The sequence below is a fragment of the Blastococcus sp. KM273129 genome (assembly GCF_021698995.1).
GTDB lineage: Bacteria > Actinomycetota > Actinomycetes > Mycobacteriales > Geodermatophilaceae > Blastococcus.
This window is the reverse complement of the sequence record NZ_SSXB01000010.1, coordinates 67,675-93,852: the sequence shown is the minus strand read 5'-3', so window position 1 is coordinate 93,852 and position 26,178 is coordinate 67,675. Positions and strand designations below refer to the sequence as shown.

The window sequence follows — 26,178 nt, the reverse complement described above, 5'->3', positions numbered from 1 at the left end:
AGGCTGCGACCGTGGCTGTTTCCCGAGTCGGCGGTCGGCGCGGGCTGCACGCCTGCGCCGCGGCGTGGTCGGCGCGGCGGCTGCTCGAGGGCCGCGGGGAGCGCGTCGGCGACGGCCGCCTGCACTCCGGCGGCCGACCGATGCGGGTCTGCTGGTGAGCACCGGCTGGCAGGAGGTGGCCGACGGCGTCCTGGTGCGCCGGCACCGCTCGCTGGACCTCAACTGCGGCCTCGTGCTCGGCGACGGCGCCTGCCTGGTCGTCGACACCCGCTCGCACCTCGGTGAGGCGGCCGACCTGGTGGCGGCCGTCCGCGCGGTCACGCCGCACCCGTGGACGGTGGTCAACACCCACGCCCACTACGACCACTGCTTCGGCAACGCGGCGTTCCGCCCGGCGCCGGTCTGGGGCTCGCGGGGCTGCGCGGCGGCCCTGCGCGCCGACGGCGAGGCGCAGCGGGCCGCCGTCGCCGACACGCTGGCCGGCGAGGAGGCCACCCTCCTGCGGGCGGCCCCGATCGACCCGCCGGACCACCTCGTCGACGACGTCGCCGTGCTCGACGTCGGCGGCCGCGAGGTGGTCCTGCGGCACCTCGGCCGGGGGCACACCGACCACGACCTGGTGGTCGAGGTGGAGGTCGCCGGCGACGCGACCGTGCTCTTCGCCGGCGACCTGGTCGAGCAGGGGGCACCGCCGGACTTCGGGGACTCCTGGCCGGCGGACTGGCCGGCCACCCTCGGCCGGCTGCACGCGCTCGCCCGCGGCCCGGTGGTGCCCGGCCACGGCGCGGTGGTCGACGCGGCGTTCGTCGGTGCCCAGCGGGAGGAGCTGCTCGCCGTCCTGACCGCGCTGCGCCAGGGCGGGCCGGGGCCCTACCCGGCCGGGACGATGGCGGTCGCTGCCGGGCGGCCGCTCACGAGCCGGTGACCCGCCGGACGACCGACAGGGGCAGCACGCGCAGCAGCGCCGCGACCGGCCGCCACGGCCACTCGGGCACGTAACCGCACACCGGCTCCCGCTCGACCACCTCGACGAGCGCCTCGACGCCCTTGTCCAGGCCGACGGTCAGCGGGCCCCGGCGGCCGACGTTGATGTCGGTCGCGATGTAGCCGGGCAGGATCGTCGAGACGACGATGCCCGAGCCGTACACGTCCGAGCGGATGCCCTCGGCCAGCGCGTTCAGCGCCGCCTTGCTCGCCCCGTAGGCGGTCCGGCTGCCGGGCATGCCGCGCACGGAGGCGACCGAGGAGATCAGCACCAGGTGCCCCATCCCCTGGCGGCGGAACAGCTCCATCGCCGCCTCGCACTGCGCGTGCGACCCGAGCACGTTGGTGTGCAGCACGGCGCGGTTGCCGGCCGCCCCGCCGGCGCCCACGGACGTCCCCGCGCCGATGCCGGCGTTCACGACCACGCGGTCGAAGCCGCCGAGCCGCTCGGCGAGGTCGGCGAAGGCGGTCGCCACCGACCCCGGGTCGTCGACGTCCATCGCGGCGACCTCGACCCGGATGCCGGGGTGGGCCGCCCGCAGCTCGGCCCGCAGCGCCTCGAGCCGGTCGGTCCGGCGGGCGCAAAGGGCGAGGTCGCGGCCCATCGCGGCGAACCGGCGGGCCATGCCCTCGCCGAGGCCGGAGCTGGCGCCGGAGATGAAGATGCGCTGGCGGGTGGGGTGCGGCATCCCGACAGGATGCCGCACCCCACCCGCGGCGCTTCGTGCACACAGCGCCGCGGCGCTTTGTACACATAGCGCCGCGGCGCTTCGTGCACCCACCCGCGGCGCTCTGTGCACGAGACGCCCGGGGCGTCACCGCCGGCGGGTGAGCTCCAGGGCGCCGGCCGGGACCGAGCTCATGTCCGGGTCCGAGGTACGGGTGCGCTTGAGCTCCCAGAAGTCGGGCAGGTTCGCCAGCAGCACGGCGCCGTCGAAGGCCCTGCCGGCGTCCTCCCCGGTGGGCACCTTGCTGATGACCGGGCCGAAGAACGCCACGCCGTCGATGTGCATGACCGGCGTCCCGACGTCCTCCCCGACCGGGTCCATGCCCTCGTGGTGGCTCTTCTCCAGCGCGATGTCGTACTCGGTCGAGCCGGCGGCCTCGGCCAGCGACGCCGGCAGCCCGACCCGTTCCAGGGCGGGGGCGATGAGGTCCTCGAGCTCGACGCCCTCGTGGTGCCGCAGGGTGCCCATCGCGGTGTAGAGGTCACCGAGCACCTCGTCGCCGTGCTGCTGCGCGGCCGCGATCGCGACCCGCACCGGGCCCCAGGCCATGGCCATCATCTCCTGGTAGGCCTCCGGGAGGTCGCGGCCGCGGTTGAGCACCGCCAGAGACATGACGTGCCAGTGCAGGTCGATCTCGCGGACCTTGGCCGCCTCGAGCACCCAGCGGCTGGTGAGCCAGGCCCACGGGCACAGCGGGTCGAACCAGAAGTCGACGCGGGCCCTCGTCGGGGCGCTCTGCACTGCCTCGGTCATCCTTGCTCCTCGCTCTGGGGTGCCCGGGTCGCCGAGTGCCCGGGCCGTCTGCGATGAGCCAAGTCGCCGGGCCGGGGGGTTGTTCCCGGTGGACGGCGGCGGGCCGTCGGCACCGCCTGACAAACTGCCGGGGTGGCCGTACCCAACCTGACCCGCACCGACGCCGCCGCCCGCGCCGAGCTCCTGGCCGTCCGGAGCTACGACATCTCCCTCGACGTCACCGACGGCGCGGGGCACCCCGGCGAGCGGACCTTCCGGTCGACGACGACCGTCGAGTTCACCTGCCGCCGCCCCGGCGAGGGCACCTTCATCGACCTGGTCGCCGAGACGGTGCACTCGGCGACGCTGAACGGCACCGAGCTCGACGTCAGCTCCTACACCGAGGAGGGCGGCCTGCCGCTGCCCGGCCTCGCCGAGCACAACACGCTGGTGGTGACGGCGGACTGCCGCTACTCCAACACCGGCGAGGGGCTGCACCGCTTCCTGGACCCCGAGGACGGGCAGGTCTACCTCTACACCCAGTTCGAGCCGGCCGACGCCAAGCGCATGTTCACCTGCTTCGACCAGCCCGACCTCAAGGCCACCTTCACGGTGCACGTGACGGCGCCCTTCGACTGGCAGGTCGTCTCCAACACCGGCGACCGCACCATCGAGGCCGGTGAGGGCGGGTCGCAGCTGGTGCACTTCGCGCCCACCAAGCGCATCTCCACCTACCTGGTCGCGCTGATCGCCGGCCCGTACGCCAAGGTCACCGACCTGCACGAGGGCATCCCGCTCGGGCTGTACTGCCGGGCGTCGCTGGCCCGGTACCTCGACCCGGACGAGCTGTTCCGGGTGACCAAGCAGGGCTTCGACTTCTACCACCGGGTGTTCGACTACCCGTACCCGTTCGACAAGTACGACCAGCTCTTCGTGCCCGAGTTCAACGCCGGCGCGATGGAGAACGCCGGTGCGGTCACCTTCCTGGAGGACTACGTCTTCCGGTCCAAGGTGAGCCGGGCCCGCTACGAGCGCCGCGCCGAGACGATCCTGCACGAGCTCGGGCACATGTGGTTCGGCGACCTGGTGACCATGCGCTGGTGGGACGACCTGTGGCTCAACGAGTCCTTCGCGACCTACATCAGCACGCTGTGCCAGGCCGAGGCGACCGAGTACACGACCGCGTGGACGACGTTCGCCAACACCGAGAAGGCCTGGGCCTACGCGCAGGACCAGCTCCCCTCGACCCACCCGATCGCCGCCGACATCCCCGACGTCGCCGCGGTCGAGGTCAACTTCGACGGCATCACCTACGCCAAGGGCGCCTCGGTGCTCAAGCAGCTGGTGGCCTACGTCGGGCGGGACGAGTTCCTCGCCGGGGTCCGGCGCTACTTCCGCCGGCACGAGTACGGCAACACCACCCTGGCCGACCTGCTGGGCCCGCTGTCGGAGAGCTCCGGACGCGACCTCTCGGAGTGGGCCGACCAGTGGCTGCGCACCAGCCAGGTCAACACCCTGCGGCCGGTGTTCGAGCTCAGCGACGACGGCCGCTACACGAGCTTCGCCATCGAGCAGACGGCGGTCGCCGAGCACCCGGTGCTGCGCAACCACCGGCTGGCCGTGGGCCTGTACAGCGAGGGCCCCGACGGGCTGACCCGCAACCACCGGGTGGAGCTCGACGTGGCCGGCGCGCGCACCGAGGTGCCCGAGCTCGTCGGCCACCCCGCCGCCGACCTGGTGCTGGTGAACGACGACGACCTCACCTACGCCAAGATCCGGCTCGACGAGAAGTCGCTGGCCACCCTGCGCGCCCGCATCGGCGACATCCCCGACCCGCTGCCCCGCGCGCTGTGCTGGTCGGCGGCCTGGGACATGACCCGCGACGCCGAGCTGCCCGCCCGCGAGTGGGTCCAGCTGGTGCTGGCCGGGATCGGCGCCGAGACCGAGAGCAGCGTCATCCAGTCGCTGCTGGCCCGGGTGCAGAGCGCGCTCTCCTCCTTCGCCGACCCGGCCTGGGCGCCGACCGGCTGGGCGCTGCTGGCCGACCACGCGCTGGCGGCGCTCGAGGCCGCGCCGGCCGGGAGCGACCAGCAGCTGCTGTGGTCCCGCACGCTGGCCAGCGCGGCCCGCACCGAGGAGCACGCGGCGGCGCTGCGCGGGCTGCTCGACGGCTCACGCACCCCCGAGGGGCTCGAGGTCGACGCCGACGCGCGGTGGGCGTTCCTGCACGGGCTCGTCGCGATCGGCGCGGCTGGGAACGCCGAGATCGACGCGGAGGCCGAGCGCGACGCCACCGCCACCGGCATCCGGCGGGCGGCCACGGCGCGGGCGCTGCGGCCGACGGCGGAGTCGAAGGAGCAGACCTGGCGGCAGGCCTTCACCGACGAGTCGATCCCGAACGCCGTGCACGAGGCGATCCTGCAGGGGTTCTGGCACCCGGCCCAGCGCGAGCTCACCGCCGGGTACGTGGACCGCTACTTCGCCGACATCCGCCCGCTGTGGGACCGCCGCCCCGGCGAGATCGCGAAGAACGCGGTGCAGTACCTCTTCCCGCCGGTGGTGGAGCCGCGCACCATCGCCGCCGCCGACGCCTGGCTCTCCGACGCCGAGCAGCCGCCGGCGCTGCGCCGGCTGGTGTTCGAGGGCCGCGACGGCATCGCCCGCGCGCTGCGTGCCCGGGAGCGGGACGCCGCCGCGGAGTAGCTCCTCCACCGCAGCACGGGAGAGGCGCCGCACCCGTCAGGGTGCGGCGCCTCTCCCGTCGTCGATCAGTGGGTGCGCAGCCCCGCGGGGTGCCCCGCCTGGTCCGACAGCTGGCGCAGGCCGTTCACGATGCCACCGACCAGGTCGCCGTTGGCGAACGCGCTGGTCATGGAGAGCACCGCGAGGGCGCAGGCGCGGTCGGGGAGCCGGCGCGCGGCCCCGGCACCGGTGACCACCTCCACCACCCGCTGGCCGGGCGACACGGCGATCAGCACGGCGTCGGTCGGGTGGTCCCCCGAGCGCGCGTGCAGCTGCTCGGCGGCGGCGCGGGTCGGGGTGTCCAGCTCGCCCACGTACAGCGTGAAGCGCAGCCCCGTCTCGCGGGAGGACATGGTCAGCGCCTCGTCGAGGCGGGCCAGCTCCCGGTAGCTGAAGACCTCGTCGAGCTTGGGCTCCGCCGTGCGCGGGTGGAGCGTGTCGCCGACGTCGGTGCCGGTGCGGGGGGTGTTGAGCTCGGGCGCGCGGGTCATCGCCGGCCTCCGGGGATGGTCGTCGGAACAGGGGAAGCGGTCACCGGGGCCCCGTCACCAGGTCCCACGGGCGCCGCCCAGCGGGCCCGCGGCCTGCGGGAGACGGGCGGCCGTCGCGCCACCGCGGTGCGCGTCCTGCGCACCGATCGCCACCTGGGGGCCGGCGCCGGCGTTCGCGTCCAGGGCGCGCTCCCCCGGCTGCTCCGGGTAGACCGACGAGCCCAGCGCGGCGGTGCCGCTGCCCGGGACGGCCGCCGGGCCGTGGCTGGGCGCCGGGCCGTGGCCACCGACGGTCGCCGGGTGCGGCTCGTACCAGACCGGGGCGTGCTTCCACGGCTGGCCGGGCTTGTAGCGGGGGCGCCGGTCGGCGCCGGGCCGCAGCGTCAGCAGCGCCAGCACGAGGACGATGGCCAGCGGGATGCCGGCGTAGACGAGGAGGGTCTCGGCGACGGTCACGCCCGACAACTTACCGGGACACCGTCGTCCTCATCGGCTGTCGGTCCAGACGGCGGGGCGGCGGTGCGCCCACGGCCGCGCGGCCTCCAGCTGGGCCGAGAGCGAGACGAGGGTCGCCTCGTCGGCGGGCCGGCCCACGAGCATGGTGCCGATCGGCAGCCCCCCGGCGCTCCAGTGCAGCGGGACGCTGACCGCGGGCTGCCCGGTGACGTTGAACAGCGCCGTGAAGGCGGCGTAGCGCTTCTGCCGCTCGAAGTCCGCCCCGCCCTCGCCGTCCTCGCCGAACCAGCCGAGCGGCCGGGGGGTCATGGTGAGCACCGGCGCGAGCAGGACGTCGTAGCCGGCCGTCGCGCGGAGGAACTGCCGGGAGAAGACGCGCAGGGCGAACATCGCCTGCATCGCGTCCCGCGCCGACAGCGCCAGGCCCCGCTGCTGCATCCAGCGGGTCAGCGGCTTCAGCAGCGGCTCGCTCCCGGGCGGCACCGGGAGCGTCGTGGCACCCAGCGCCCAGACCGCCTCGAAGGAGGGCAGCACCGCGGGGTCGAGCAGCCCGGTCGGCACGTCCTCGACGACGTGCCCGAGGCCCTCGAGCAGCCGCCCGGCGTCCTCGAAGGCCTCGGCCACCTCGGGCTCCAGCTCCACCCCGGGCATGGCCGACTCCGTGTAGCGCCCGATGCGCAGCCGGCCGGGCTCCCGGTCGGCCCACCCGAGGAAGCTCTCCCCCGGCGGCAGCGGCGGCGCCCAGAACGGGTCGCCGATCTCCGCGCCGGCCATCGCGTCCAGCATCGCCGCGGCGTCCCGCACGGTCCGGGCCAGCGGGCCGCTGGTGCCCAGGCCGGTCACCTCGCTGCCGTACGGGGCGTTGCTGATCCGGCCGCGGGTCGGCTTGATGCCGAACAGGCCGTTGATGCTGGCCGGGATGCGGACCGAGCCCCCGCCGTCGCTGCCCTGCGCGAACGGCACGAACCCGGCGGCGACGGCGACGGCCGCTCCCCCGCTGGAGCCGCCGGCGAGCAGCGAGGTGTCCCACGGGCAGCGGGCCGGGCCGGCGAGGTCGTTGTCGGTGTAGCAGGGGAAGCCGAACTCGGGCGTGTTCGTCTTGCCCACGCTGATCGTCCCCGCGTCGGCGAGCCGGGTCACGACGGCGTCGTCGACGGCCGGCACGAAGTCGGCGAGCGCGGCCGAGCCGAACGTCGTCCGCACGCCGGCGGTGTTGTTGAGGTCCTTGATCGCGGTGGGGACGCCGAGCAGCGGGGGCAGCTCACCACCCTCCCGGACCCGCGCCTCGGCCCGGGCGGCCTGGGCCAGCGCCCGCTCGGGGGTGACGGTGATGAAGGCCCCGAGACCGGCGTCGTGCGCGTCGATGCGCGCCAGCGCGTGCGCCACGAGCTCGGTGGGGCTCACCTCCTTCGCCCGGACGGCGGCGGCCTGCTCGAGGGCGGTCAGGTCGTGCAGCGCGGTCACGGCAGGCACGCTAGCCCCCTGGACCGCCCGCGCGCGCCGGCGTGGTGGGGGCCCGGGGCCGTCAGGCGCTGACGCTCTCCGGCACCCCCAGCCACTCGCGCCAACGGGGGTCGACGGTGCGGTGCCCGAGCAGCCTCCAGGCCGCACCGCTGGGCGTGCTGGGCGGGCGGGGCAGCTTCCAGCCGAGCTCGGCCAGCGAGCGGTCGGCCTTCGTGTGGTTGCACCGGCGGCAGGCCGCCACCACGTTGTCCCAGGTGTGGGTGCCGCCGCGGCTGCGCGGCACCACATGGTCGATGCTCGTGGCCGACCCGCCGCAGTACACGCAGGTCTGCCCGTCGCGGGTGAACACCGCCCGGCGGGACAGCGGCACCGACGCCGGGTAGGGCACGCGGACGTAGCGGGTGAGCCGCACGACGACGGGCACGGGCAGGCTCACCGTCTCGGCGTGGCAGACGTCGGCGGTGACGTCGACCGACTCCGCCTTCTCGGCGAGGACGAGCACGATCGCCCGCCGGCTGGACACCACGCACAGCGGTTCGTAGGTGGCGTTGAGCAGGAGGGTGGCGCCCGTGGTCGTGGGCGAGGGCACGGGGACGAGCGGCGGGACAGGGTCGCGCCGCGAGCCTGGGTGACCCGCCGGCGTCGACCCGGGCGCGGAACGCGGCACGGATCACCTCCGGAGGCCCCGGACCGCCGGGTGCTGCACGACCCGCGGGCACCCCCATTCTGACCCGAGAACCCCCGGTCGGCGCACCGGAAATCCCCGCCGTCCCCCGGCCGGCCCCGCCGCGGCGACTAGCGTGCCGGTCATGCGCTACCCGGAAGCCCCCCGGCTGGACCTGGTCGAGGAGCTCCACGGCCACCGCGTCGCCGACCCGTACCGCTGGCTGGAGGACCCCGCCGACCCGCGCACGCGGGAGTGGTCGGAGGCCCAGGACCGCCTGGCGGCCGAGGTGCTGGGCGCGCTGCCGGCCCGCGATCGGTTCGCCGCGCGGCTCGGCGAGCTGGTCCGGGCGGGCGCCGTCGGCGTGCCCGTGTGGCGCGGCGGCCGGGCCTTCTCCACCCGCCGCGACCCGGGCCAGGAGCACGCGGTGCTCCGGGTGCGCGAGGCGGACGGATCGGTCCGCGTGCTCGTCGACCCGATGGCGCTCGACCCGGAGGGGACGACGACGCTCGACGCGTGGTCGCCGTCGTGGGAGGGCGACCGGCTGGCCTACCAGGTGAGCACGGGCGGCGACGAGGAGTCGGAGCTCTACGTCCTCGACGTGGCGACCGGCGAGCTGCTCGACGGGCCGGTCGCCCGGTGCCGCTACTCCCCCGTCGGCTGGCTGCCCGGCGGCGAGGAGCTGTTCTACGTCCGCCGGCTCGCCCCCGAGCAGGTGCCCGCGGGCGAGGAGCATTTCCACCGCCGCGTCTGGCGCCACCGGGTCGGCGGTCCGGCGGACGACGACGTCCTCGTCCACGGTGAGGGGCTGGACCCCACCAACTACTACGGCGTGCGCACCAGCGCCGACGGCCGGTGGCTGGTCGTCTCGGCGTCCGCCGGCACCGCCCCGCGCGACGACGTCTGGCTGGCCGACCTCTCCGGCGACGGCGCCCTGCGGGAGCTGCAGCGCGGCGTCGACGCCCAGACCGCGGCGTGGGTGGCGCGCGACGGCCGGCTCTGGCTGATGAGCGATCGCGGCGCCCCGCGCTGGCGGCTCGCGGTGGCCGACCCCGAGGACCCCGCCACCTGGGCGCCCGAGGCGTGGACCGACGTCGTCCCGGAGCAGGAGGGCGCCGTGCTCTCCGACGTGGCGCTGGTGGACGCACCGGACGGCGCACTGCAGGTGCTCGCGGTGCACGCCGTGGACGCCACCGACCGGCTCTCCCTCTGGGCGGGGGACGGCGGCGGCCGGATCACCGAGGTCGTACCCCCCGGCCCCGGCAGCATCTCCGGGGTCAGCGCCCCGCCCGAGGGCGGTACCGCCGCCTGGGTGGGCTACACCGACTACGCGACGCCGCCCTCGGTGCTGCGCTGGGACGCGGCGGCACCGGAGGCGCCGGCGCCGTGGGAGTCCGCGGACGTCGCCGCGGAGGTGCCGGAGCTGACCGTCGTCGAGACGCACGCGCGGTCGCAGGACGGCACGCCGGTGCACCTGTTCGTCCTCTCGCGAACGGGCACCCCGGACCGCCCGAGACCGACCGTGCTCTACGGCTACGGCGGCTTCAACGTCTCGCTCACCCCCGCCTACACGGCGCAGGCCCTGGCGTGGGTGGAGGCCGGCGGCGTGTGGGTGGTGGCCAACCTGCGCGGCGGGTCCGAGCACGGCGAGGAGTGGCACCGCGCCGGCATGCGCGAGCGCAAGCAGAACGTGTTCGACGACTTCGCCGCCGCCGGGGAGCACCTGGTCGAGCAGGGCTGGACGACGCACGGGCAGCTCGCGGTCATGGGCGGGTCGAACGGCGGCCTGCTGGTCGGTGCCACGCTGACGCAGCGTCCCGCCCTCGCGGCCGCCGTCGTCTGCAGCGCACCGCTGCTGGACATGGTGCGCTACGAGCGCTTCGGCCTGGGCCGCACCTGGAACGACGAGTACGGCACCGCCGAGGACCCGGTGGAGCTGGGGTGGCTGCTGGCTTACTCGCCGTACCACGCGGTGCGCGAGGGGACGGCGTACCCGGCGGTGCTGGTCACGACGTTCGAGTCCGACACCCGCGTCGACCCGTTGCACGGCCGGAAGCTCGCCGCCGCGCTGCAGCACGCGACCTCGGCGGCGGCGCCGGTGGTGCTCCGGCGCGAGACCTCGGTCGGGCACGGCGCCCGGGCGGTCAGCCGCACCGTGGGGCTCGCCGCCGACCAGCTGGCGTTCCTGGCGGCGCACACGGGCCTGACCGACTGACCGGTGCGGCGGGTAACGGGATGGACACGCGCAGTCCGCGGTGCGGACGCAGCGGGTTGCGCTTGAGATGATTCCGGTAATGACCGGACCACCGCCCGCGCCCGCCGCCGTGGCCGCGGCAGGCGTCGCCTCCCGCGCCGGGACGTGCCACCGGTGACCGCCGCCACGCCCGACGGCCCGGCCGAGGGCGCCACCGTCCGGCAGGCCACCTTCCGCGAGGTCTTCGCCGTCGGCGAGTTCCGGCCGCTGTTCGGCACCTACCTGCTCTCCGCGGCCGGCGACGAGCTGGCCCGGGTGGCGCTGACCGTCCTGGTCTACGACCGCACCGCCTCACCGCTGCTCGCGGCGCTGACCTTCGCCATCAGCCACCTGCCGTGGCTGCTCGGCGGGCCGCTGCTGTCGGCGTTCGCCGACCGGCTGCCCCGCCACCGGGTGCTGATCGCCACCGACGCCGCCCGCGCCGTCCTGGTGGCGCTCATGGCGATCCCCGGCATGCCGCTGCCGGTCCTGCTCGCCCTGCTCTTCGTCGTGGGGTTGTGCGCACCACCGTTCGAGTCCGCCCGGTCGGCGCTCATGGCCGACGTGCTCGACGGGGACCGCTACGCCGTCGCGACGTCGCTCACGGGGATCACCCTGCAACTGGCGCAGGTGGGCGGGTTCCTGGCCGGTGGCGCACTCGTCGCCGTCCTCAACCCGTCCGCGGCCCTGCTCGTCGACTCGGCGACCTTCGTCGTCTCCGCCGTCTGGCTGTGGGCGCGGCTGCAGCCCCGGCCGGCACCGGTTGCCGAGGGGGGCGGCAGCCCGGGGTCGCTGTGGCGGGACGCCGCCGAGGGCCTGCGGTTCATCCGGTACAGCCCGCGGCTGCTGGCCATCGTCGGGGTCCTGTGGGTGACGACCGGGTTCGTCTACGCCTCCGAGGGGATCGCCGCCCCGCTGGTCGACTCGCTGGGGCAGGGGGCGACGGCGGTCGGCGTCCTGCTGGCGGCCAACCCGCTGGGCGTCACGATCGGCGGGCTGGTGATCGCCCGCCTCGTCGCCCCGGCGCGGCGGGAGCGGCTGGTCGTCCCGCTGGTGCTGGTCTCGCTGGCGCCGGTGCTCGTCGGCGGCGTCGTCGCGGCGGTGGCCGGGCCGGGCACGGTGCCGTTCTGGGTGCTGGTCGGCATGCTGTTCGTCTCCGGCCTCGGCGCGGCCTGGTCGATCCCGCTCAACGTCGCCTTCGTGCAGGCCGTCCCCAGCGCCTACCGCGGGCGCGCCTTCGGCGTCGCGGCGAGCGGGCTGGCCGGGGTCCAGGGGCTGGGCGCGCTCGCCGCCGGGCTGGCCGCGGAGGGCCTGCCCCCCGCCGTGGTGGTCGCCCTCTCGGGGGCCATCGGAATGATCGCGGTCGCGCCGGCGCTGAGGGCGTATCGGCGGACGCGCAACCGGGCGGACGCCGTGGTCGAGGCCGAGGAGGCACCCGGGGCATGAGCGAGTCGAGGCGGTCCCTGCCGTCGGCGCGGACCTTCTACGACGAGATCGGCGGCGAGGAGACCTTCCGCCGGCTGGTGCAGCGCTTCTACGCCGCCGTCCGCACCGACCCCGTGCTGCAGCCGATGTACCCCCAGGACGACTGGGAGGGCGCCGAGACGCGCCTGCGCGGCTTCCTCGAGCAGTACTGGGGCGGGCCGACCACCTACTCCGAGCAGCGCGGCCACCCGCGGCTGCGGATGCGGCACGCACCGTTCGCCATCGGCCCCGTCGAGCGCGACGCCTGGCTCACCCACATGCGCGACGCCGTGGACTCGCTCGGCCTGACGCCGGAGCAGCACGCCACGCTGTGGGGTTACCTGGAGATGGCGGCCCGGAGCATGCAGAACCGCTGAGGAAGCCGCCGTAGGCTCGGCGCCGGCCCTCGGAGCGACGATGCACGAACCGGCCCCACCCCGCGCCGCGCTCCCCTCCCGGGGGCCCGGGCGCCCACGCCCGCACGTACCGATCCAGAGGAGCCCGGTGAGCCTCCAGCCGCCCCCCTTCCGCACGTCCGGCGCCGACTGGTGGCGTGACGCGGTCTTCTACCAGGTCTACATCCGCAGCTTCGCCGACGGGAACGGCGACGGCGTCGGCGACCTGGCCGGCATCCGGTCGCGGCTGCCGTACCTGCGCGATCTCGGTGTCGACGCCCTGTGGATCACGCCGTTCTACCCCTCCCCCATGGCCGACCACGGCTACGACGTCGCCGACCCGCGCGACGTCGAGCCCGTCTTCGGTGACCTCGCGCAGTTCGACGCGATGCTGGCCGAGGCGCACGCGCTCGGCATCCGGGTGACCGTGGACCTGGTGCCCAACCACAGCTCGCACGACCACGAGTGGTTCCAGGCGGCGCTGACCGCCGGCCCGGGCTCGCCGGAGCGGGCCCGCTACCTGTTCCGCGACGGGCGCGGCCCGGACGGCAGCGAGCCGCCGAACAACTGGCCGTCGGTGTTCGGCGGCCCGGCCTGGACCCGGGTGCCCGACGGGCAGTGGTACCTGCACATCTTCGCCCCCGAGCAGCCGGACCTGAACTTCGGCAACCCCGAGGTCGTCGCCGACCTCGAGGAGACGATGCGGTTCTGGCTCGACCGCGGGGTGGACGGCTTCCGCATCGACGTCGCGCACGGCATGGCCAAGCCCGACGGGCTGCCGGACATGGTGCCGATGGACGACACCGGGCTGCTCGACGACCACGGCCCCGGGGACCACCGGTTCGACCAGGACGGCGTGCACGTGGTGCACCGCCGGATCCGGGCGGTGCTCGACCAGTACCCCGGCACGATGGCGGTCGGCGAGGTGTGGGTCTCCGACGACGACCGGCTCGCCCAGTACCTCCGGGAGGACGAGCTCCAGCTCGCCTTCAACTTCAAGCTGCTCACCGCCGACTGGACGCCCGAGGGTCTGCGGGACGCGATCACCCACTCCCTCGCGGCGGTCGAGGGCACCCCGGCGCCGGCCTGCTGGGTGCTGTCCAACCACGACCGCCCGCGGCACGTGACCCGCTACGGCGACGGCGAGCTCGGCACCCGGCGCGCCCGCGCGGCAGCGCTGCTGCAGCTCGCGCTGCCCGGGGCGGCCTACCTCTACAACGGCGACGAGCTCGGCATGCCCGACGTCGACCTGCCCGACGAGGTGCTGCAGGACCCGATCTGGTTCCGCTCGGGCGGCGCCGAGCGCGGGCGGGACGCCTGCCGCATCCCGGTGCCCTGGTCGGGCGACGAGCCCTCGTACGGCTTCTCGTCGGGTGCGGAGACCTGGCTGCCCATGCCCGGGGGTTGGGGCCCGCTCACCGCCGAGGCACAGGCCGCCGACGACGGTTCGATGCTGTCGCTGTACCGAGCTGCCCTCACCCTGCGGGCCTCCTCCGAGCTGTTCCGGGGCGAGGACCTGCAGTGGTTGCAGTCACCCGACCGTTGCATCTCCTTCCGCCGCTCCGGCGGGCTGACCTGCTTCCTGAACCTGTCCGGGGCGCCCGTCCCGCTGCCCGAGGGCCGCGTGCTGCTGAGCAGCGCCCCGGTGGACGACGGGAAGCTGCCCGACGACGCGACGGTGTGGCTGCAGGCCTGAGGTCCGCGCGAGGCCGCCGACCGCCCGGTCGGCGGCCTCGCGGCGTAGTGCACACTCACCCGTGATCCGCGGCGTCCGACCGGGCAGGTCGGCGCCGACCCGCCGCTCCAGGAGGATTCGTGGCCACCGCTTCGATGCCCGCGCTGCCGTCGCGCCCGCTCGTGCTCGCCGACCTCGTCCCGGCCGTCCGCGCCCGCAACGCGCTGCTCGTCGGCCTCGGCGTGCTGTTCACCGCGCTGCTCGCGCAGGTGTCGGTCCCGGTCCCAGGGTCGCCGGTGCCCATCACGGGCCAGACGCTCGCGGTCGTCCTGACCGCCGCGGCCCTGGGTCCGGTGCGGGGCACCGCGGTGCAGGTCCTCTACATCGCCGCCGCGCTCGTCGGGCTGCCCTTCTACTCGGAGGCCAGCGGCGGCGTCGAGGTGGTCTTCGGCGCCACCGGCGGTTACGTCGTCGGCTTCATCCCCGCGGCCTACCTGATCGGGCTGGCGGCCCGCCACGGCGCGGACCGCAACCCGCTGAAGTCGGTCCCGCTGTTCATCGCCGGCCAGGCCGTGATCTTCGCGGTGGGCGTTCCGTGGCTGGCCCTGAGCGCCGACCTGTCGGCCGCGCAGGCGCTCGACGCCGGCTTCTACCCGTTCATCCTGGGCGGCATCGTGAAGGCCGCGGTCGCCGCAGCGGTGCTCGGCACGGCGTGGCGGTTCGCGCGTCGCGGCTGAACCCCCGCCCCTCCCCACGGCCGTCCGGACGCCTCGGCGTCCGGGGGGCCGTGCACGTCCGGCTCCGGCCCACCCCGGCTGCCGGCTCAGCCGACGAGGCGGTAGAAGCGGAAGAAGTCGTCGGCGATCGGGAGCACCTCCACGTCGGTGAACCCGGCTTCGCGGGCGTACCCGCGCAGGACGGCGGGCCGCATCACCGTGCCGGTGCCGACCGAGGGCCGGGACGAGAGCCCGTCGGCCAGGCAGCACATCACGCTGTAGCCGTACATGAGCCGCTCGACGTCGTCTCCAGGGGCACCGAAGGTCTCGGCCACCCGTTCGTCCATGACCAGCACGTGACCGTCCTCGCCGGCCAGCCGGCGCATCGCGGCGAGGACGTCGACCGGCCGCGGCAGGTCGTGGATGCACTCGAACGCGGTGACGAGGTCGTAGGTCCCGTCCCGGCCGACCGTGGCGGCGTCGGCGACCTCGAAGCGCACCCGCTCTCCCACCCCGGCCTCGGCGGCGTTCCGGCGCGCGGCCTCGACGGAGGGGAGGTCGACGTCGTAGCCGTCCACGGTCGCCGCCGGGTAGGCCAGGGCGATGCCGATGGCCGACCAGCCCTCGCCGCACCCGACGTCGGCCACCCGGCCCCCAGCGCGCAGGACGCGATCGACCTCGGGCAGCGAGGGCAGGTGGTCCCGTCCGAGTGCACCGAGGAAGAGCGGCCGGTTCGCCGCCGCCTGGGCCTGGCGGACGTCGTCGCCCAGGTCCGCCCAGCTCACCCCGCCGCCGGTGCGGTGCGCCTCGGCCAGCGCGTCCACGTGCTTGCCGACCCCCACCAGGAACCGGGCCAGCGGGAGGAGGTGGTTCGGGCTGAGCTGGTCGGTGAAGGGCTCGACGGCAGCATCGGGCAGGGCGAAGCGGCGCTGCCGTGGGTCCCCCGGATCGGACGGGGGGTCCGCCGCCGTGAGGAACCCGGTCACCGCCTGCTGCTCGAGCCACTCGCGGGTGTACCGCTCGGCCGTCCCGCACCGGGCGGCCAGCTCGGCCGATGTCTGCGGCCCGCCGTCGGCCAGCGCCCGGTAGTAGCCGAGCCGGTCGCCGAGGTAGACGGTCTGGACGTCGAGGGTGCCCAGGACCGCGGCGAAGAGCCGGTCGACGAGGGCGGCGGTGTCCGTGCCCGGTTCGAGGGGCGTCCCGGGCGCGGGCGGCTGGGTGGCCGGTCCCGTGGAGGTCATGGCGGGGGTCCTTCCGCTGGGGTGGCGGCGTCCGTCGTCCCCGGCCGGGGACGGGGAGCCCGTGCCGGCCGGGCCCGGGCTCCGGACCGACCGCCCCCGCAGGGCACACCCTGCTCCCGCCGCGGCCATCGGGGAACCGCTTTCCGGCCGTCGCCCTCGAGACCGCTGACCGGGCGGGTCGGCCGCTGCACCACCCGACGCGCGGACGATCGCGCTCTGCCCACCCCGGCGGGGCAGAGAGCGACTGCGGGCCGCACCCCCCGGTGGCTCAGCCGGCCGGCTCGTCGGCCCAGCGGGCGAGGAACTCCTTCTCCTCTGCGGTGAGCCGGCGGGGCCGGTTCAGGGCGAAGTCGAACGGCACGAGCAGCGTGCTGCCGGTGACGGCGAGCTGCCCGTGGTCGAACAGCTCGTAGTGGCAGGTGAACGCGGCGGCCCGGACGCCGGAGACCCACACCTGCACCTCCAGCGGCTCCCGGTCGTAGACCACCGACCGCTTGTAGGCGATCTCGTGGGAGGCGACGACGAGCCCGCGTCGGAGGCCGGTCCGCTCGTCGTGCGTGGGCTGCTCGAAGAACAGGTTCACGCGGGCCATCTCGAAGTAGCCGAGGAAGGCGACGTTGTTGATGTGCTGGTAGGCGTCCATGTCCGACCAGCGCATGGGGACCTGCACGGTGTGCCTCACGGCGCCCACCCTGCCGCATGGTGGAAGCGCACCCGCGCGGTACCCGTTCCGGACGGCGGGCGAGCGGCCTACGGTGCCGGTGTGGAGGCCTGGGCCGGGACCGAACCGGGTGTGCTGGAGCTGCCGTCGGGCCGCCGGGTGCGCGGACGCGGGCTGCGCCGGCCCGCGCCCGACGGCCCGGACCCGCAGTTCGGCGTCTACCTGCTCGGCCGTGCACCGTGCCCGGTGCCCTGGGAGGCGCGGTGGGTGCGCTGGCCGGACTTCCGGCTGCCCTCCAGCCCGGCCGACCTCCGTGCGGCGCTGCGCGAGGTGCTGGAGCGGGCCGGCTCCGAGCGGGTCGAGGTGGCCTGCGCCGGTGGCACGGGGCGCACCGGGACGGCGCTGGCCTGCCTGGCCGTTCTCGACGGCCTGCCGCCGGCCCGAGCGGTCGCCTACGTGCGGAGCCACTACCGGCCGCACGCGATCGAGACCCGCGGCCAGGCCCGGTTCGTCGCCGGCTTCGCCGGGAGCTGAGCGCAGGACGCCGACGGCCGGCCCGGGCGGACGCCCGGACCGGCCGTGCCGACGTCCCTCACCGGCCCAGGTGACGTCTCGGAACCGGCCCCCTCGCAGGGCCCCGGCACGAGCTCGCGAGTGCTGGGCGCGAGAGGGTCCTTCGTTTCAGTCGCGGGTGAGCTTGCGGTAGGTGGCGCGGTGCGGCCGGGCCGCGTCCGGGCCGAGCCGCTCCACCTTGTTCTTCTCGTAGTCGGCGAAGTTGCCCTCGAACCAGAACCACTTGGAGTCGCCCTCGTAGGCGAGGATGTGCGTCGCCACCCGGTCGAGGAACCACCGGTCGTGGCTGACGACGACCGCGCAGCCGGGGAACTCCAGCAGCGCGCCCTCGAGGCTGGTGAGCGTCTCGGTGTCGAGGTCGTTCGTGGGCTCGTCGAGCAGGAGCAGGTTGCCGCCCTGCTTGAGGGTCAGCGCCAGGTTCAGCCGGTTGCGCTCACCACCGGAGAGCACGCCGGCCGGCTTCTGCTGGTCCGGGCCCTTGAACCCGAACGCCGCGACGTAGGCCCGCGACGGCATCTCGACGTTGCCGACCTTGATGTGGTCCAGACCGTCGGAGACGACCTCCCACAGCGTCTTCTTCGGGTCGATGCCGCTGCGGTTCTGCTCGACGTAGGACAGCTGCACGGTCTCGCCGACCTTGATCTCGCCGTCGTCCGGCTTCTCCTCGCCGACCAGCATCTTGAACAGGGTGGTCTTGCCGACCCCGTTGGGGCCGACCACGCCGACGATGCCGTTGCGCGGCAGCGTGAACGACAGGTCGTCGATGAGCACGCGGTCGCCGAAGCCCTTGGTGAGGTTCTTCGTCTCGACGACGACGCTGCCCAGGCGCGGGCCCGGCGGGATCTGGATCTCCTCGAAGTCCAGCTTGCGGAACTTCTCGGCCTCGGCGGCCATCTCCTCGTAGCGGGCGAGGCGGGCCTTGCTCTTGGCCTGGCGGGCCTTGGCGCCGGAGCGGACCCACTCCAGCTCCTCCTTGAGGCGCTTCTGGCGCTTGGCGTCCTTGGCGCCCTCGACCTGGAGGCGGGCTGCCTTCGTCTCGAGGTAGGTGGAGTAGTTGCCCTCGTAGGGGTAGGCCCGGCCGCGGTCGAGCTCGAGGATCCACTGGGCCACGTTGTCCAGGAAGTACCGGTCGTGGGTCACCGCGACGACGGTGCCGGCGTACTTCTCCAGGTGCTGCTCCAGCCACGCGACGCTCTCGGCGTCCAGGTGGTTGGTGGGCTCGTCGAGCAGCAGCAGGTCGGGCGCCTCCAGCAGCAGCCGGCACAGCGCGACGCGGCGCCGCTCACCACCGGAGAGCACGGTGACGTCGGCGTCGCCGGGCGGGCAGCGCAGCGCGTCCATGGCCTGCTCGATGCGGGCGTCGAGCTCCCAGCCGTCGGCGTTCTCGATGACCTCCATGAGCTCGCCCTGCTCGGCCAGCAGCGCGTCGAAGTCGGCGTCGGGCTCGCCCATCGCCGCGCTGACCTCCTCGAAGCGGGTCAGCGCGTCGCGCAGGGGCTTCACCGCCTCCTCGACGTTGCCGCGGACGTCGAGCTCCTCGTTGAGCGGCGGCTCCTGCAGGAGGATGCCGACCGTCGCCTCGGGGGCGAGCGTCGCGTCACCGTTGGAGGGCTGCTGCAGACCGGCCATGATCTGCAGCACGGTCGACTTGCCGGCGCCGTTGGGGCCGACGACGCCGATCTTCGCGCCGGGCAGGAACGACAGGGTGACGTCGTCGAGGATCACCTTGTCGCCGTGCGCCTTGCGCGCGCGGACCATCGTGTAGATGTACTGAGCCACTGGCTTCTCGGGCCTTCCGTCGTCTCGCGAGCGGGGGCGGGGCCGCGGGTCGCGGCCCCACCCCGTACGTTCTCGCCTCCGATCCTCCCAGCCCAGGCAACTAGGCGTGCGCGGGCTCCTGCGGCAGATCGGGGCCGTCCAGGGGTGACAACGTCGCACCGTCCCCGTGGTAGTCCCACCCGGCGTCGGGAACCTCGGTCCCCGCGCGGCCCTCGAGCCCCGCGGCGGGGTCCTGGCCGGCCGGGACACCGGGGACGCGGCCGGACCGGTCCCGCTTGAACACCGCCATGCCCTTGGCGAGGTTCGGGCCGACGGCGGTGGCCCGCAGCTGCGGCTTCCGGCGGGTCCCGTTGTCCGACTCCCACTCGTGGGTGGTCAGGGTGCCCTGGACGATCACCGGGTCGCCCTTGCTGACCGACCCGGCGACGTTGCTGCTCAGGCCGTTCCAGCACTCCACGTCGATCCAGAAGGTGCCGGAGTCGACGTACTCCCCGCTACCGGAGTCGTAGCGGCGGGCGGTGGACGCCATGCGGAAGTTGGTGACCGCGCCCTTCTCCGTGACCTTGCGGCGGGGGTCGTCGGCGACGTTGCCGACGACGGTGATGTAGGTGTCGTTCACGGTGCTCCTCGTGGGTGCTGCGCCGGTCGGCGCGACCGGCGGGATGCCGGTGTGCCGTCGACCCTGGCCGCAGCGCCTCCCTGCCGGGAGCGCGTCGCGGGAACTGTGGACGCCCCTCTCCCCTGTGGACGACGCGGGGACCGGCCGCCGCCACCACCTCGCCGGGCGGTGCGATGATCAGCGTCCGAGCGCCCGTAGCTCAGCGGATAGAGCAGGTGCCTTCTAAGCACTTGGCCGCAGGTTCGAGTCCTGCCGGGCGCGCTCGCCGGTGTCCCCCGGCCGGGCGATGACCGGTCGTCCTCCGTGCGCGCCGGGCGATGATCGCTCCCATGTGGAGGCTGCTCGCGGTCCTGGTCGTCGTCGCCGTCGCCATCGAGATCGTCGAGACGGTGGTCGTCGCCGTCACAGTCCTGGGCGCCGTGGCCGTCGTCGGGTACGTGCTCGTCCGCCTGACGGACCGGACGCCGATGCCCTCCGCCACCACGGCCGAGCTGGTGCCCTGCTGCGACTACCGCGACCACGAGGGGGAGGCGGCCGTCTGCGGCTGCACCGGCCACCCCCGCAGCCACATCCACCCGTTCGGCCTGGGGCCCCTCCCCGCATGAGCCAGTGGGCCCCGACCGGTCGGGGGCGCTTGCCCTCGGCCGGGGGCGTGACCTACGAAGGGCAGGTGAGCCGGCCCGCCAGACGCCCCAGCCCGACGCTGTACCTCGCGCTCGGGGCGATGTGGGCGCTGCTCGCGGCCGGCGGGCTGGGCACGTCCGGCGACGGCGTCGTCACGCTGCTGTTCGCCCTCCTGGCCGTCGCGAACCTGGGCGTGGGCGCCTGGCTCCTCCGGAAGCAGCGGCGGACCGGCGCAGCCGGACGGTGACCGCACGCACCGGGGTGGCGGTCGGGGCCGCGGATGTCGGACCGGTGCCGCAGGATGCGCGCCGACGGCACCTGCCGGCGCCCCCCGACCCGTGGGAGCAGTTCCGATGACCCCTGCCGACCACCGCACCGAACCCCCGCTGACCGGGGACGAGGCCGGGCTGCTGACCGCCTTCCTCGAGTACCACCGGCAGACGCTGGAGTGGAAGTGCGCGGAGCTGACGCCCCGGCAGCTGGCCACCCGGGCGGTCCCGACCTCCGAGCTCACGCTGCTGGGCGTCGTGCGCCACCTCGCGGCGGTGGAGACCGGCTGGCTCGTCGGCTTCGGCGGCCTCCCCCACGACCTGTGGCCCGAGGTGGTCCGCGACCGCGACGAGCAGTTCCGCGTCGACCCCGGGACCGTCACCGCGGAGGACGTGGCCAGGGCCTGGTCCACCTGGCGTGCGGTCGCCGACGCGGTCGACGAGGTCACCCGGCGGCTGCCGCTGGACACCGAGGACCGGCCGTGGGGCCGTGACGGCACCTTCTCGCTGCGGTGGATCCTGCTCCACCTGGTGGAGGAGTACGCCCGGCACAACGGCCACGCCGACCTGCTCCGCGAAGCGACGGCGGGCCCCCGGCTGCTCGGAGCAGCCGGGGGCCCGCCGTTGCACCGCGTCGCAGGTGCAGAGCCCGGGAGAGCCTGCGCCACGGGCGTCAGAACCAGTGTTTCCGCCCTCCGACGGCACGCCCGGTGGCGCCGAGGATGTAGAGGACGGCTCCGACGACGAGGAGGATGACCCCGATCGTCCAGAGGATGGAGATGTCGAGGACGAGGCCGAGCAAGAGCAGGATGAGGCCAAGGATGAGCACGTGCGTCTCCGTTCGGTTCCCGCGAGGTGCGTTCGGCACGGGAGATAGGCACGCCCCCACCCGCACCAAACCGGCTGGCCGGACGTTCACCCGATCGTGATCACGGGCTCCGCCGGCTCCTGTCGCGGTGACCTCAGCGTGCCGACGGGGGCTTGAGCACGGCGAACGGATCGGTGACCTCGAGGGTCGTCGTCGCGAAGCGGTAGAGCGCGGCGGGCCGCCCGCCGGTGCGCCCCGACGCCGCCTGCTCCCCCGTCGGCTCCAGCACGCCGCGCCGCAGCAGCACCCGCTGCAGGTTGGTGGCGGTGACCTCGTAGCCGAGCGCGGCGACGTAGACCTCCCGCAGCTCGGCGATGGAGAACGTCGGGGGGGCCAGCGCGAAGGCGACGTTGGTGTAGGAGAGCTTCGCCCGCAGCCGCTCCAGCCCCGATCCGACGATCGAGCCGTGGTCGAAGGCCGTCTCCGGCAGCGCGTCGACCGGGTGCCAGGCGGTGTCCCCGGGCAGCACCGGGTCGAGGTCGCCTGGGAGCAACCCCAGGTAGGCGGTGGCCACGGTGCGGCTGCGCGGGTCGCGGTGCGGGTCGCTGCGGGTCTCCAGCTGCTCCAGGTGAGCGAGCTGGGCGACCTCCACCTTGGCCGCGAGCTGCCGGCCGACCGAGGCGCCGAGGGTCTCGTCGGGCAGCAGCGGCCCGCCCGGCAGCGCCCAGGCGCCGGCGAACGGCTCCTTGCCGCGCCGCCAGAGCATCACGTGCAGGCGCGCACCCCGGACCTGCAGCACCACGGCGAGCGCCTGGTGCGGGAAGGCCGGCCGCTCGGGCGAGGACCACACGGACGTCACGGATCCCATGCTAGATTTGCCGGCAGAGGTTTTCGCCTGAAAGTCCAAAACCCACTCCTCCGGAGGTCCCCGGTGACCGCAACGCTCCCCGCCCCCACCGCCGCCCAGTGGACCCCGGAGCAGTGGCAGGACTGGCGCGACGAGGTCCGCCGCCTGGCCGCCGAGCGCGATGCCGTCGTCCTGGCGCACAACTACCAGGCCGCGCAGATCCAGGACGTCGCCGACCACGTCGGCGACTCGCTGGCGTTGTCCCGCATCGCCGCGGCCAGCACCGCGAGCACGATCGTCTTCGCCGGCGTCCACTTCATGGCCGAGACGGCGAAGATCCTGAGCCCCGGGAAGACGGTGCTCGTGCCGGACGCCGCCGCCGGCTGCTCGCTGGCCGACACGATCACCGCCGACCAGCTGCGCGCGTGGAAGGCCGAGCACCCCGGCGCCGCCGTCGTCTCCTACGTCAACACCACCGCCGAGGTGAAGGCCGAGACCGACATCTGCTGCACCTCCTCCAACGCCGTCGAGGTGGTCGAGTCCATCCCGGCCGACCGCGAGGTGCTCTTCCTCCCCGACCAGTTCCTCGGCGCCCACGTCCAGCGGGTCACCGGACGGCGGAACATGCGCATCTGGATGGGTGAGTGCCACGTGCACGCCGGCATCTCCCCCACCGACCTGCGGCAGAGCATCGAGGACGCGCCGGACGCCGAGGTGCTCGTGCACCCCGAGTGCGGCTGCGCGACCAGCGCGCTGTGGATGGTCGGCCAGGGGGACCTGCCCTCGGACCGCGTCCACGTGCTCTCCACCGGCGCGATGCTCGACCAGGCCAGGCGGACGACGGCGAAGCGCGTGCTCGTCGCCACCGAGATCGGCATGCTGCACCAGCTCCGCCAGGCCAACCCGGCCGCGGCGTTCGAGGCGGTGAACCCGCGCGCCGAGTGCCCGTACATGAAGATGTCGACGCCGGAGAAGCTGCTGCGGGCGCTGCGCGAGGGCCGCGACGAGGTCACCGTCGACCCGGAGGTCGCCGCCCGCGCCCGCTCGGCCGTCGAGGCGATGATCGCCCTCGGCACCCCCTCGCTGGTCGGCGAGTGACCGTGGGGCCGCGCCGCACCGCGCCGGTGGCCCCCGCTGTCGTCCCCGCGCTGCCACTTCCCGAGGCGACCTGGCGGCGCACCAGCGACGTCGTCGTGGTGGGCAGCGGCGCGGCCGGGTTGATGACCGCACTCGCGCTCGCCGCCGCGGGACGCCGGGTCGTCGTCGTCACCAAGGGCGCGCTCGGGGCCGGCAGCACGCGCTGGGCGCAGGGCGGCCTGGCCGCCGTCCTGGGTGCCGACGACGACGCCGCGCTGCACCGGCAGGACACCCTCACCGCGGGCGCCGGGCTCTGCGACCCGGCCGCCGTGGCCACGCTGGTCGCGGAGGCGCCGGCCGCGATCGCGCTGCTGCAGGACCTCGGCGCGCGGCTCGACCTGGGCGGCGACGGCCGGCCCGCGCTCACCCGCGAGGGCGGGCACAGCCGGGACCGGATCGTGCACGCCGGCGGTGACGCCAGCGGCGCCGAGGTCACCCGCACGCTGGTCGGGGCGCTGGCCGCGGCGGGCGTCGAGGTGCTGGAGGGCACCGTCGCGCTGGACGCGCTGCACGCCGCCGACGGGAGCGTGGCCGGCCTGCGCGTCGCCCGGGTGACCGACGGCGGGGCGCTGACCGGCGCCGGGGACCTGCGCGCGCACGCCGTCGTCCTGGCCACCGGCGGGTACGGGCAGGCCTACGCCGCGGCGACCAGCCCCGCCGGCACGACCGGCGACGGGCTGGCGCTGGCGCTGCGCGCGGGTGCCGAGGTCGCCGACGTGGAGATGGTGCAGTTCCACCCCACCGTGCTGTGGCGGGGACCGGGCGCCGCCGGGCAGCAGGTGCTCATCTCCGAGGCCGTGCGCGGCGAGGGGGCGGTGCTGGTCGACCGCGCCGGGCGGCGCGTCATGGCCGGGGCCCACCCGATGGCCGATCTCGCCCCCCGCGACGTCGTCTCGGCGACCGTCGCCGCGCACCTGGCCGCCACCGGCGAGGACCACGTCCTCCTGGACGCCATGCACCTCGGGGCCGGTTTCCTGGAGCGGCGCTTCCCCGGCATCCTCCGCGCCTGCCGGGAGGCCGGTTTCGACCTGGCCGCGGAGCCGGTGCCGGTGGCACCGGGCGCGCACTACACCTGCGGCGGGGTGCTCGCCGACCTCGACGGGCGCACGGGCGTGTCCGGGCTCCTCGCCGTCGGGGAGGTCGCCTGCACCGGTGTGCACGGGGCCAACCGGCTGGCGTCCAACTCGATCACCGAGGGGCTGGTCGCCGCCCGGCGCTGCGCCGCGCTGCTCGACGCCGCGCTCCCCGAGGCTCCGCCGGACGGGCCGGTCGCGCCCCGCACCGCCGGCACGACGGCGGCCGACCCCGCGGCGCGCGCGGCGATCGGCGTGGCCACCAGCCGGCACGCCGGCGTGCTGCGCACCGCCGCCGGCCTCGCCGAGCTGGCCGGAGTGCTCGCCGCGACTCCCCGGACCGGCGAGCTCGACCTGGCCGCGGTCGAGGCGACGGCGGTGCACACCGTCGCGACCGTCCTGGCCACCGCCGCGCTCGCCCGTCCGGAGAGCCGGGGCTGCCACCGGCGGGCCGACGCGCCGGGCAGCCGCCCCGAGTGGCAGGTGCGGCTGGCCCACCGCATCGACGGCACCGGGCACCTGCACACCCGGACCGTGCCGCTGACCGCGGCGGACCAGACCCAGGGAGCGGCATGACCGAGTGGTACCCGCTGCGGCCGGAGCTGGCCGACGTCCTCCGCGACGGCGGCCTGGACCCCGCGGTCGTCGAGGAGGTGATCCGCCGGGCCCTCGACGAGGACCTCGCGCTCGGCCCCGACGTCACCACCGCCGCCACCGTCCCGGCCGGCGCCCGCGCCACCGGCGACGTGGTGCCCCGGTCGCCGGGCGTGCTGGCCGGCGTCCCGGTGGCCGCGGCCGTGTTCGGCCTGGTGGGCGGGGACGACGTCGACGTCGCCCTGCACGCAGCCGACGGCATGGCCGCGCGCACGAACGCGCCGGTGCTCACCGTCGAGGGGCCCACCCGGGCGCTGCTGACGGCGGAGCGCACCGCGCTGAACCTGGTCGGCCACCTCTCCGGCGTCGCCACGGTGACCCGGAGGTGGGTCGACGCCGTCGCGGGCACCGGCGCGGCGATCCGCGACACCCGCAAGACGATCCCGGGCCTGCGGGTGCTGGAGAAGTACGCCGTCCGCTGCGGCGGCGGGGCCAACCACCGCCTGGCGCTCGGCGACGCGGCGCTGGTGAAGGACAACCACGTGGCCGCGGCCGGCGGCATCACCGCCGCGGTGGAGGCGGTGCGGGCGGCGGCGCCGGACGTGCCGCTGGAGGTCGAGTGCGACACCCTCGACCAGGTGCGCGAGGCGATCGCGGCGGGCGTGGAGCTGGTGCTGCTCGACAACTTCCCGCTCGCGGACACCCGCACCGCCGTGGAGCTGGTGCGGGGCACGGGCGTGCGGCTGGAGGCCAGCGGCGGGCTGTCGCTGGAGCGGGCGGCCGAGGTCGCGGCGACCGGCGTCGACTACCTGGCCGTCGGGGCGCTCACGCACAGCGCACCCGTGCTCGATCTCGGCTTCGACCTACGCGGCTGAGCCGTCGCCGGCGGGGTGCCGGCCGAGGAACGCGCGCACGCGGGCAACGTCGCGCTGCAGGTGCAGAGCGGCGATACCGAGAACCACCGACAGCACGGCGACCAGGGCCAGCCGCCATGCAGTGGGCGAGACGACCCACTGCCCCGCGAACAGCACCGCCGCAGCCGCGCCGAGAGCCAGCACGGACGCCACCCGGACACGGCGCCAGTGGCGCAACCGCTCCTCGGCCGACGGGGTGGGCGCGCGCTCCAGCAGCGACTGCGCCTCGGCCCAGCGGGACTCGTCATCGGCGGGCGGCACCCGCAGAGCCTGACGTGCGACCAGCGGCTCGGGC

General features: G+C 75.2%; 27 protein-coding genes and 1 tRNA gene. 16 read left to right on the top strand and 12 right to left on the bottom strand.

Features of this window, described 5'->3' with window-relative positions:
* Window positions 1-11 precede the first annotated feature (11 nt).
* Both E9565_RS04920 and E9565_RS04915 read left to right on the top strand, forming a co-directional pair.
* A complete protein-coding gene (locus E9565_RS04920; protein ID WP_236825202.1) occupies window positions 12-158 on the top strand; it encodes a hypothetical protein in 147 nt (48 codons plus the stop codon).
* Window positions 155-925, top strand: coding sequence for an MBL fold metallo-hydrolase (locus E9565_RS04915; RefSeq protein WP_236825203.1), 771 nt, complete (start codon window positions 155-157; stop codon window positions 923-925). The genes E9565_RS04920 and E9565_RS04915 overlap by 4 nt, the downstream gene beginning before the upstream one ends.
* Here the strand turns inward: E9565_RS04915 and E9565_RS04910 are convergent.
* Together E9565_RS04910 and E9565_RS04905 are read right to left on the bottom strand one after the other, a co-directional pair.
* Window positions 912-1,673: an SDR family oxidoreductase gene (locus E9565_RS04910; protein ID WP_236834232.1), complete on the bottom strand. Its 762-nt coding sequence runs from the start codon at window positions 1,671-1,673 to the stop codon at window positions 912-914. The two genes, E9565_RS04915 and E9565_RS04910, sit on opposite strands and share 14 nt — an antisense overlap.
* 126 nt (window positions 1,674-1,799) lie before the next feature.
* The gene (locus E9565_RS04905) at window positions 1,800-2,465 is read right to left on the bottom strand and encodes a DsbA family protein (protein WP_236834231.1); all 666 of its coding nucleotides are present in this window, start codon (window positions 2,463-2,465) and stop codon (window positions 1,800-1,802) included.
* 132 nt (window positions 2,466-2,597) lie between these two features.
* Between E9565_RS04905 and pepN the strand changes: the two genes are divergently transcribed.
* Entirely contained in the window at window positions 2,598-5,147 is a 2,550-nt protein-coding gene (gene pepN / locus E9565_RS04900) for an aminopeptidase N (protein WP_236834230.1), read from the top strand.
* Window positions 5,148-5,212: 65 nt separating this feature from the next.
* On the opposite strand, the gene E9565_RS04895 is transcribed toward pepN, so the two are convergent.
* The 4 genes from E9565_RS04895 to E9565_RS04880 form a co-directional block, all read right to left on the bottom strand.
* The gene (locus E9565_RS04895) at window positions 5,213-5,677 is read right to left on the bottom strand and encodes a DUF5130 family protein (RefSeq protein WP_236825207.1); all 465 of its coding nucleotides are present in this window, start codon (window positions 5,675-5,677) and stop codon (window positions 5,213-5,215) included.
* 54 nt (window positions 5,678-5,731) lie between these two features.
* The gene (locus E9565_RS04890) at window positions 5,732-6,133 is read right to left on the bottom strand and encodes a hypothetical protein (RefSeq protein ID WP_236825208.1); all 402 of its coding nucleotides are present in this window, start codon (window positions 6,131-6,133) and stop codon (window positions 5,732-5,734) included.
* A 30-nt stretch (window positions 6,134-6,163) separates the two neighbouring features.
* Window positions 6,164-7,597 (bottom strand): amidase, encoded by a 1,434-nt coding sequence (locus E9565_RS04885; RefSeq protein WP_236825209.1) that lies wholly within the window; start codon window positions 7,595-7,597, stop codon window positions 6,164-6,166.
* Window positions 7,598-7,658: 61 nt separating this feature from the next.
* Window positions 7,659-8,186 (bottom strand): HNH endonuclease, encoded by a 528-nt coding sequence (locus tag E9565_RS04880; protein ID WP_236825210.1) that lies wholly within the window; start codon window positions 8,184-8,186, stop codon window positions 7,659-7,661.
* A 220-nt stretch (window positions 8,187-8,406) separates the two neighbouring features.
* On the opposite strand from E9565_RS04880, the gene E9565_RS04875 reads away from it, so the two are divergent.
* The 5 genes from E9565_RS04875 to E9565_RS04855 all read left to right on the top strand — a co-directional run bounded on the left by E9565_RS04875 (window position 8,407) and on the right by E9565_RS04855 (window position 14,765).
* Window positions 8,407-10,476, top strand: coding sequence for a prolyl oligopeptidase family protein (locus E9565_RS04875; protein WP_236834229.1), 2,070 nt, complete (start codon window positions 8,407-8,409; stop codon window positions 10,474-10,476).
* 153 nt (window positions 10,477-10,629) lie between these two features.
* The gene (locus tag E9565_RS04870; RefSeq protein WP_236834228.1) at window positions 10,630-11,940 is read left to right on the top strand and encodes an MFS transporter; all 1,311 of its coding nucleotides are present in this window, start codon (window positions 10,630-10,632) and stop codon (window positions 11,938-11,940) included.
* Window positions 11,937-12,335, top strand: coding sequence for a globin (locus tag E9565_RS04865; protein WP_236834227.1), 399 nt, complete (start codon window positions 11,937-11,939; stop codon window positions 12,333-12,335). The genes E9565_RS04870 and E9565_RS04865 overlap by 4 nt, the downstream gene beginning before the upstream one ends.
* 127 nt (window positions 12,336-12,462) lie before the next feature.
* Window positions 12,463-14,049 (top strand): glycoside hydrolase family 13 protein, encoded by a 1,587-nt coding sequence (locus E9565_RS04860; RefSeq protein ID WP_236825214.1) that lies wholly within the window; start codon window positions 12,463-12,465, stop codon window positions 14,047-14,049.
* A 119-nt stretch (window positions 14,050-14,168) separates the two neighbouring features.
* The gene (locus E9565_RS04855; protein ID WP_236825215.1) at window positions 14,169-14,765 is read left to right on the top strand and encodes a biotin transporter BioY; all 597 of its coding nucleotides are present in this window, start codon (window positions 14,169-14,171) and stop codon (window positions 14,763-14,765) included.
* Between the two features lie 86 nt (window positions 14,766-14,851).
* Here the strand turns inward: E9565_RS04855 and E9565_RS04850 are convergent, their stop codons facing one another.
* A complete protein-coding gene (locus E9565_RS04850) occupies window positions 14,852-15,985 on the bottom strand; it encodes a bifunctional 2-polyprenyl-6-hydroxyphenol methylase/3-demethylubiquinol 3-O-methyltransferase UbiG (RefSeq protein WP_236834226.1) in 1,134 nt (377 codons plus the stop codon).
* A 268-nt stretch (window positions 15,986-16,253) separates the two neighbouring features.
* The gene (locus tag E9565_RS04845; protein ID WP_236825217.1) at window positions 16,254-16,667 is read right to left on the bottom strand and encodes a thioesterase family protein; all 414 of its coding nucleotides are present in this window, start codon (window positions 16,665-16,667) and stop codon (window positions 16,254-16,256) included.
* 81 nt (window positions 16,668-16,748) lie between these two features.
* Between E9565_RS04845 and E9565_RS04840 the strand changes: the two genes are divergently transcribed.
* Window positions 16,749-17,180, top strand: coding sequence for a protein-tyrosine phosphatase family protein (locus tag E9565_RS04840; protein WP_236825218.1), 432 nt, complete (start codon window positions 16,749-16,751; stop codon window positions 17,178-17,180).
* Between the two features lie 147 nt (window positions 17,181-17,327).
* On the opposite strand, the gene ettA is transcribed toward E9565_RS04840, so the two are convergent.
* Window positions 17,328-18,998 (bottom strand): energy-dependent translational throttle protein EttA, encoded by a 1,671-nt coding sequence (gene ettA / locus E9565_RS04835; RefSeq protein WP_236825219.1) that lies wholly within the window; start codon window positions 18,996-18,998, stop codon window positions 17,328-17,330.
* Window positions 18,999-19,098: 100 nt separating this feature from the next.
* Entirely contained in the window at window positions 19,099-19,617 is a 519-nt protein-coding gene (locus E9565_RS04830) for a single-stranded DNA-binding protein (protein ID WP_236834225.1), read from the bottom strand.
* A gap of 188 nt (window positions 19,618-19,805) precedes the next feature.
* Here E9565_RS04830 and E9565_RS04825 point away from each other — a divergent pair.
* The 4 genes from E9565_RS04825 (at window position 19,806) to E9565_RS04810 (ending at window position 21,266) form a co-directional block, all read left to right on the top strand.
* Window positions 19,806-19,878, top strand: a tRNA-Arg gene (locus E9565_RS04825).
* Between the two features lie 68 nt (window positions 19,879-19,946).
* On the top strand, window positions 19,947-20,222 hold the full coding sequence (locus tag E9565_RS04820) for a hypothetical protein (protein ID WP_236825221.1): 276 nt from the start codon (window positions 19,947-19,949) through the stop codon (window positions 20,220-20,222).
* A 65-nt stretch (window positions 20,223-20,287) separates the two neighbouring features.
* Window positions 20,288-20,488 (top strand): hypothetical protein, encoded by a 201-nt coding sequence (locus tag E9565_RS04815; protein ID WP_236825222.1) that lies wholly within the window; start codon window positions 20,288-20,290, stop codon window positions 20,486-20,488.
* A gap of 106 nt (window positions 20,489-20,594) precedes the next feature.
* Entirely contained in the window at window positions 20,595-21,266 is a 672-nt protein-coding gene (locus E9565_RS04810; protein ID WP_236834224.1) for a DinB family protein, read from the top strand.
* 206 nt (window positions 21,267-21,472) lie between these two features.
* Here E9565_RS04810 and E9565_RS04805 read toward each other — a convergent pair whose 3' ends face one another.
* Window positions 21,473-22,177, bottom strand: coding sequence for an NUDIX domain-containing protein (locus E9565_RS04805; RefSeq protein ID WP_308113065.1), 705 nt, complete (start codon window positions 22,175-22,177; stop codon window positions 21,473-21,475).
* A 72-nt stretch (window positions 22,178-22,249) separates the two neighbouring features.
* On the opposite strand from E9565_RS04805, the gene nadA reads away from it, so the two are divergent.
* From nadA to nadC, 3 genes are read left to right on the top strand one after another with little or no spacing between them, the layout of a single operon-like run.
* Entirely contained in the window at window positions 22,250-23,263 is a 1,014-nt protein-coding gene (nadA, locus tag E9565_RS04800; RefSeq protein ID WP_236825224.1) for a quinolinate synthase NadA, read from the top strand.
* Entirely contained in the window at window positions 23,260-24,951 is a 1,692-nt protein-coding gene (locus E9565_RS04795; RefSeq protein WP_236834223.1) for an L-aspartate oxidase, read from the top strand. The genes nadA and E9565_RS04795 overlap by 4 nt, the downstream gene beginning before the upstream one ends.
* The gene (gene nadC, locus E9565_RS04790; RefSeq protein WP_236825226.1) at window positions 24,948-25,844 is read left to right on the top strand and encodes a carboxylating nicotinate-nucleotide diphosphorylase; all 897 of its coding nucleotides are present in this window, start codon (window positions 24,948-24,950) and stop codon (window positions 25,842-25,844) included. Before E9565_RS04795 ends, nadC begins: the two co-directional genes overlap by 4 nt.
* Here the strand turns inward: nadC and E9565_RS04785 are convergent.
* Window positions 25,833-26,144 carry a hypothetical protein gene (locus E9565_RS04785; RefSeq protein WP_236825227.1) on the bottom strand — a complete coding sequence of 104 codons (312 nt, stop codon included), beginning with the start codon at window positions 26,142-26,144 and terminating at the stop codon, window positions 25,833-25,835. The two genes, nadC and E9565_RS04785, sit on opposite strands and share 12 nt — an antisense overlap.
* Window positions 26,145-26,178 lie beyond the last annotated feature (34 nt).

Bases quoted from the DNA above. Each gene is read 5' to 3' on its own strand.
- E9565_RS04910 (WP_236834232.1), bottom strand. From the start codon at position 1,673: ATGCCGCACCCCACCCGCCAGCGCATCTTCATCTCCGGCGCCAGCTCC.
- E9565_RS04905 (WP_236834231.1), bottom strand. From the start codon at position 2,465: ATGACCGAGGCAGTGCAGAGCGCCCCGACGAGGGCCCGCGTCGACTTC.
- E9565_RS04895 (WP_236825207.1), bottom strand. From the start codon at position 5,677: ATGACCCGCGCGCCCGAGCTCAACACCCCCCGCACCGGCACCGACGTC.
- E9565_RS04875 (WP_236834229.1), top strand. From the start codon at position 8,407: ATGCGCTACCCGGAAGCCCCCCGGCTGGACCTGGTCGAGGAGCTCCAC.
- E9565_RS04865 (WP_236834227.1), top strand. From the start codon at position 11,937: ATGAGCGAGTCGAGGCGGTCCCTGCCGTCGGCGCGGACCTTCTACGAC.
- E9565_RS04850 (WP_236834226.1), bottom strand. From the start codon at position 15,985: ATGACCTCCACGGGACCGGCCACCCAGCCGCCCGCGCCCGGGACGCCC.
- E9565_RS04820 (WP_236825221.1), top strand. From the start codon at position 19,947: ATGTGGAGGCTGCTCGCGGTCCTGGTCGTCGTCGCCGTCGCCATCGAG.
- E9565_RS04810 (WP_236834224.1), top strand. From the start codon at position 20,595: ATGACCCCTGCCGACCACCGCACCGAACCCCCGCTGACCGGGGACGAG.
- nadC (WP_236825226.1), top strand. From the start codon at position 24,948: ATGACCGAGTGGTACCCGCTGCGGCCGGAGCTGGCCGACGTCCTCCGC.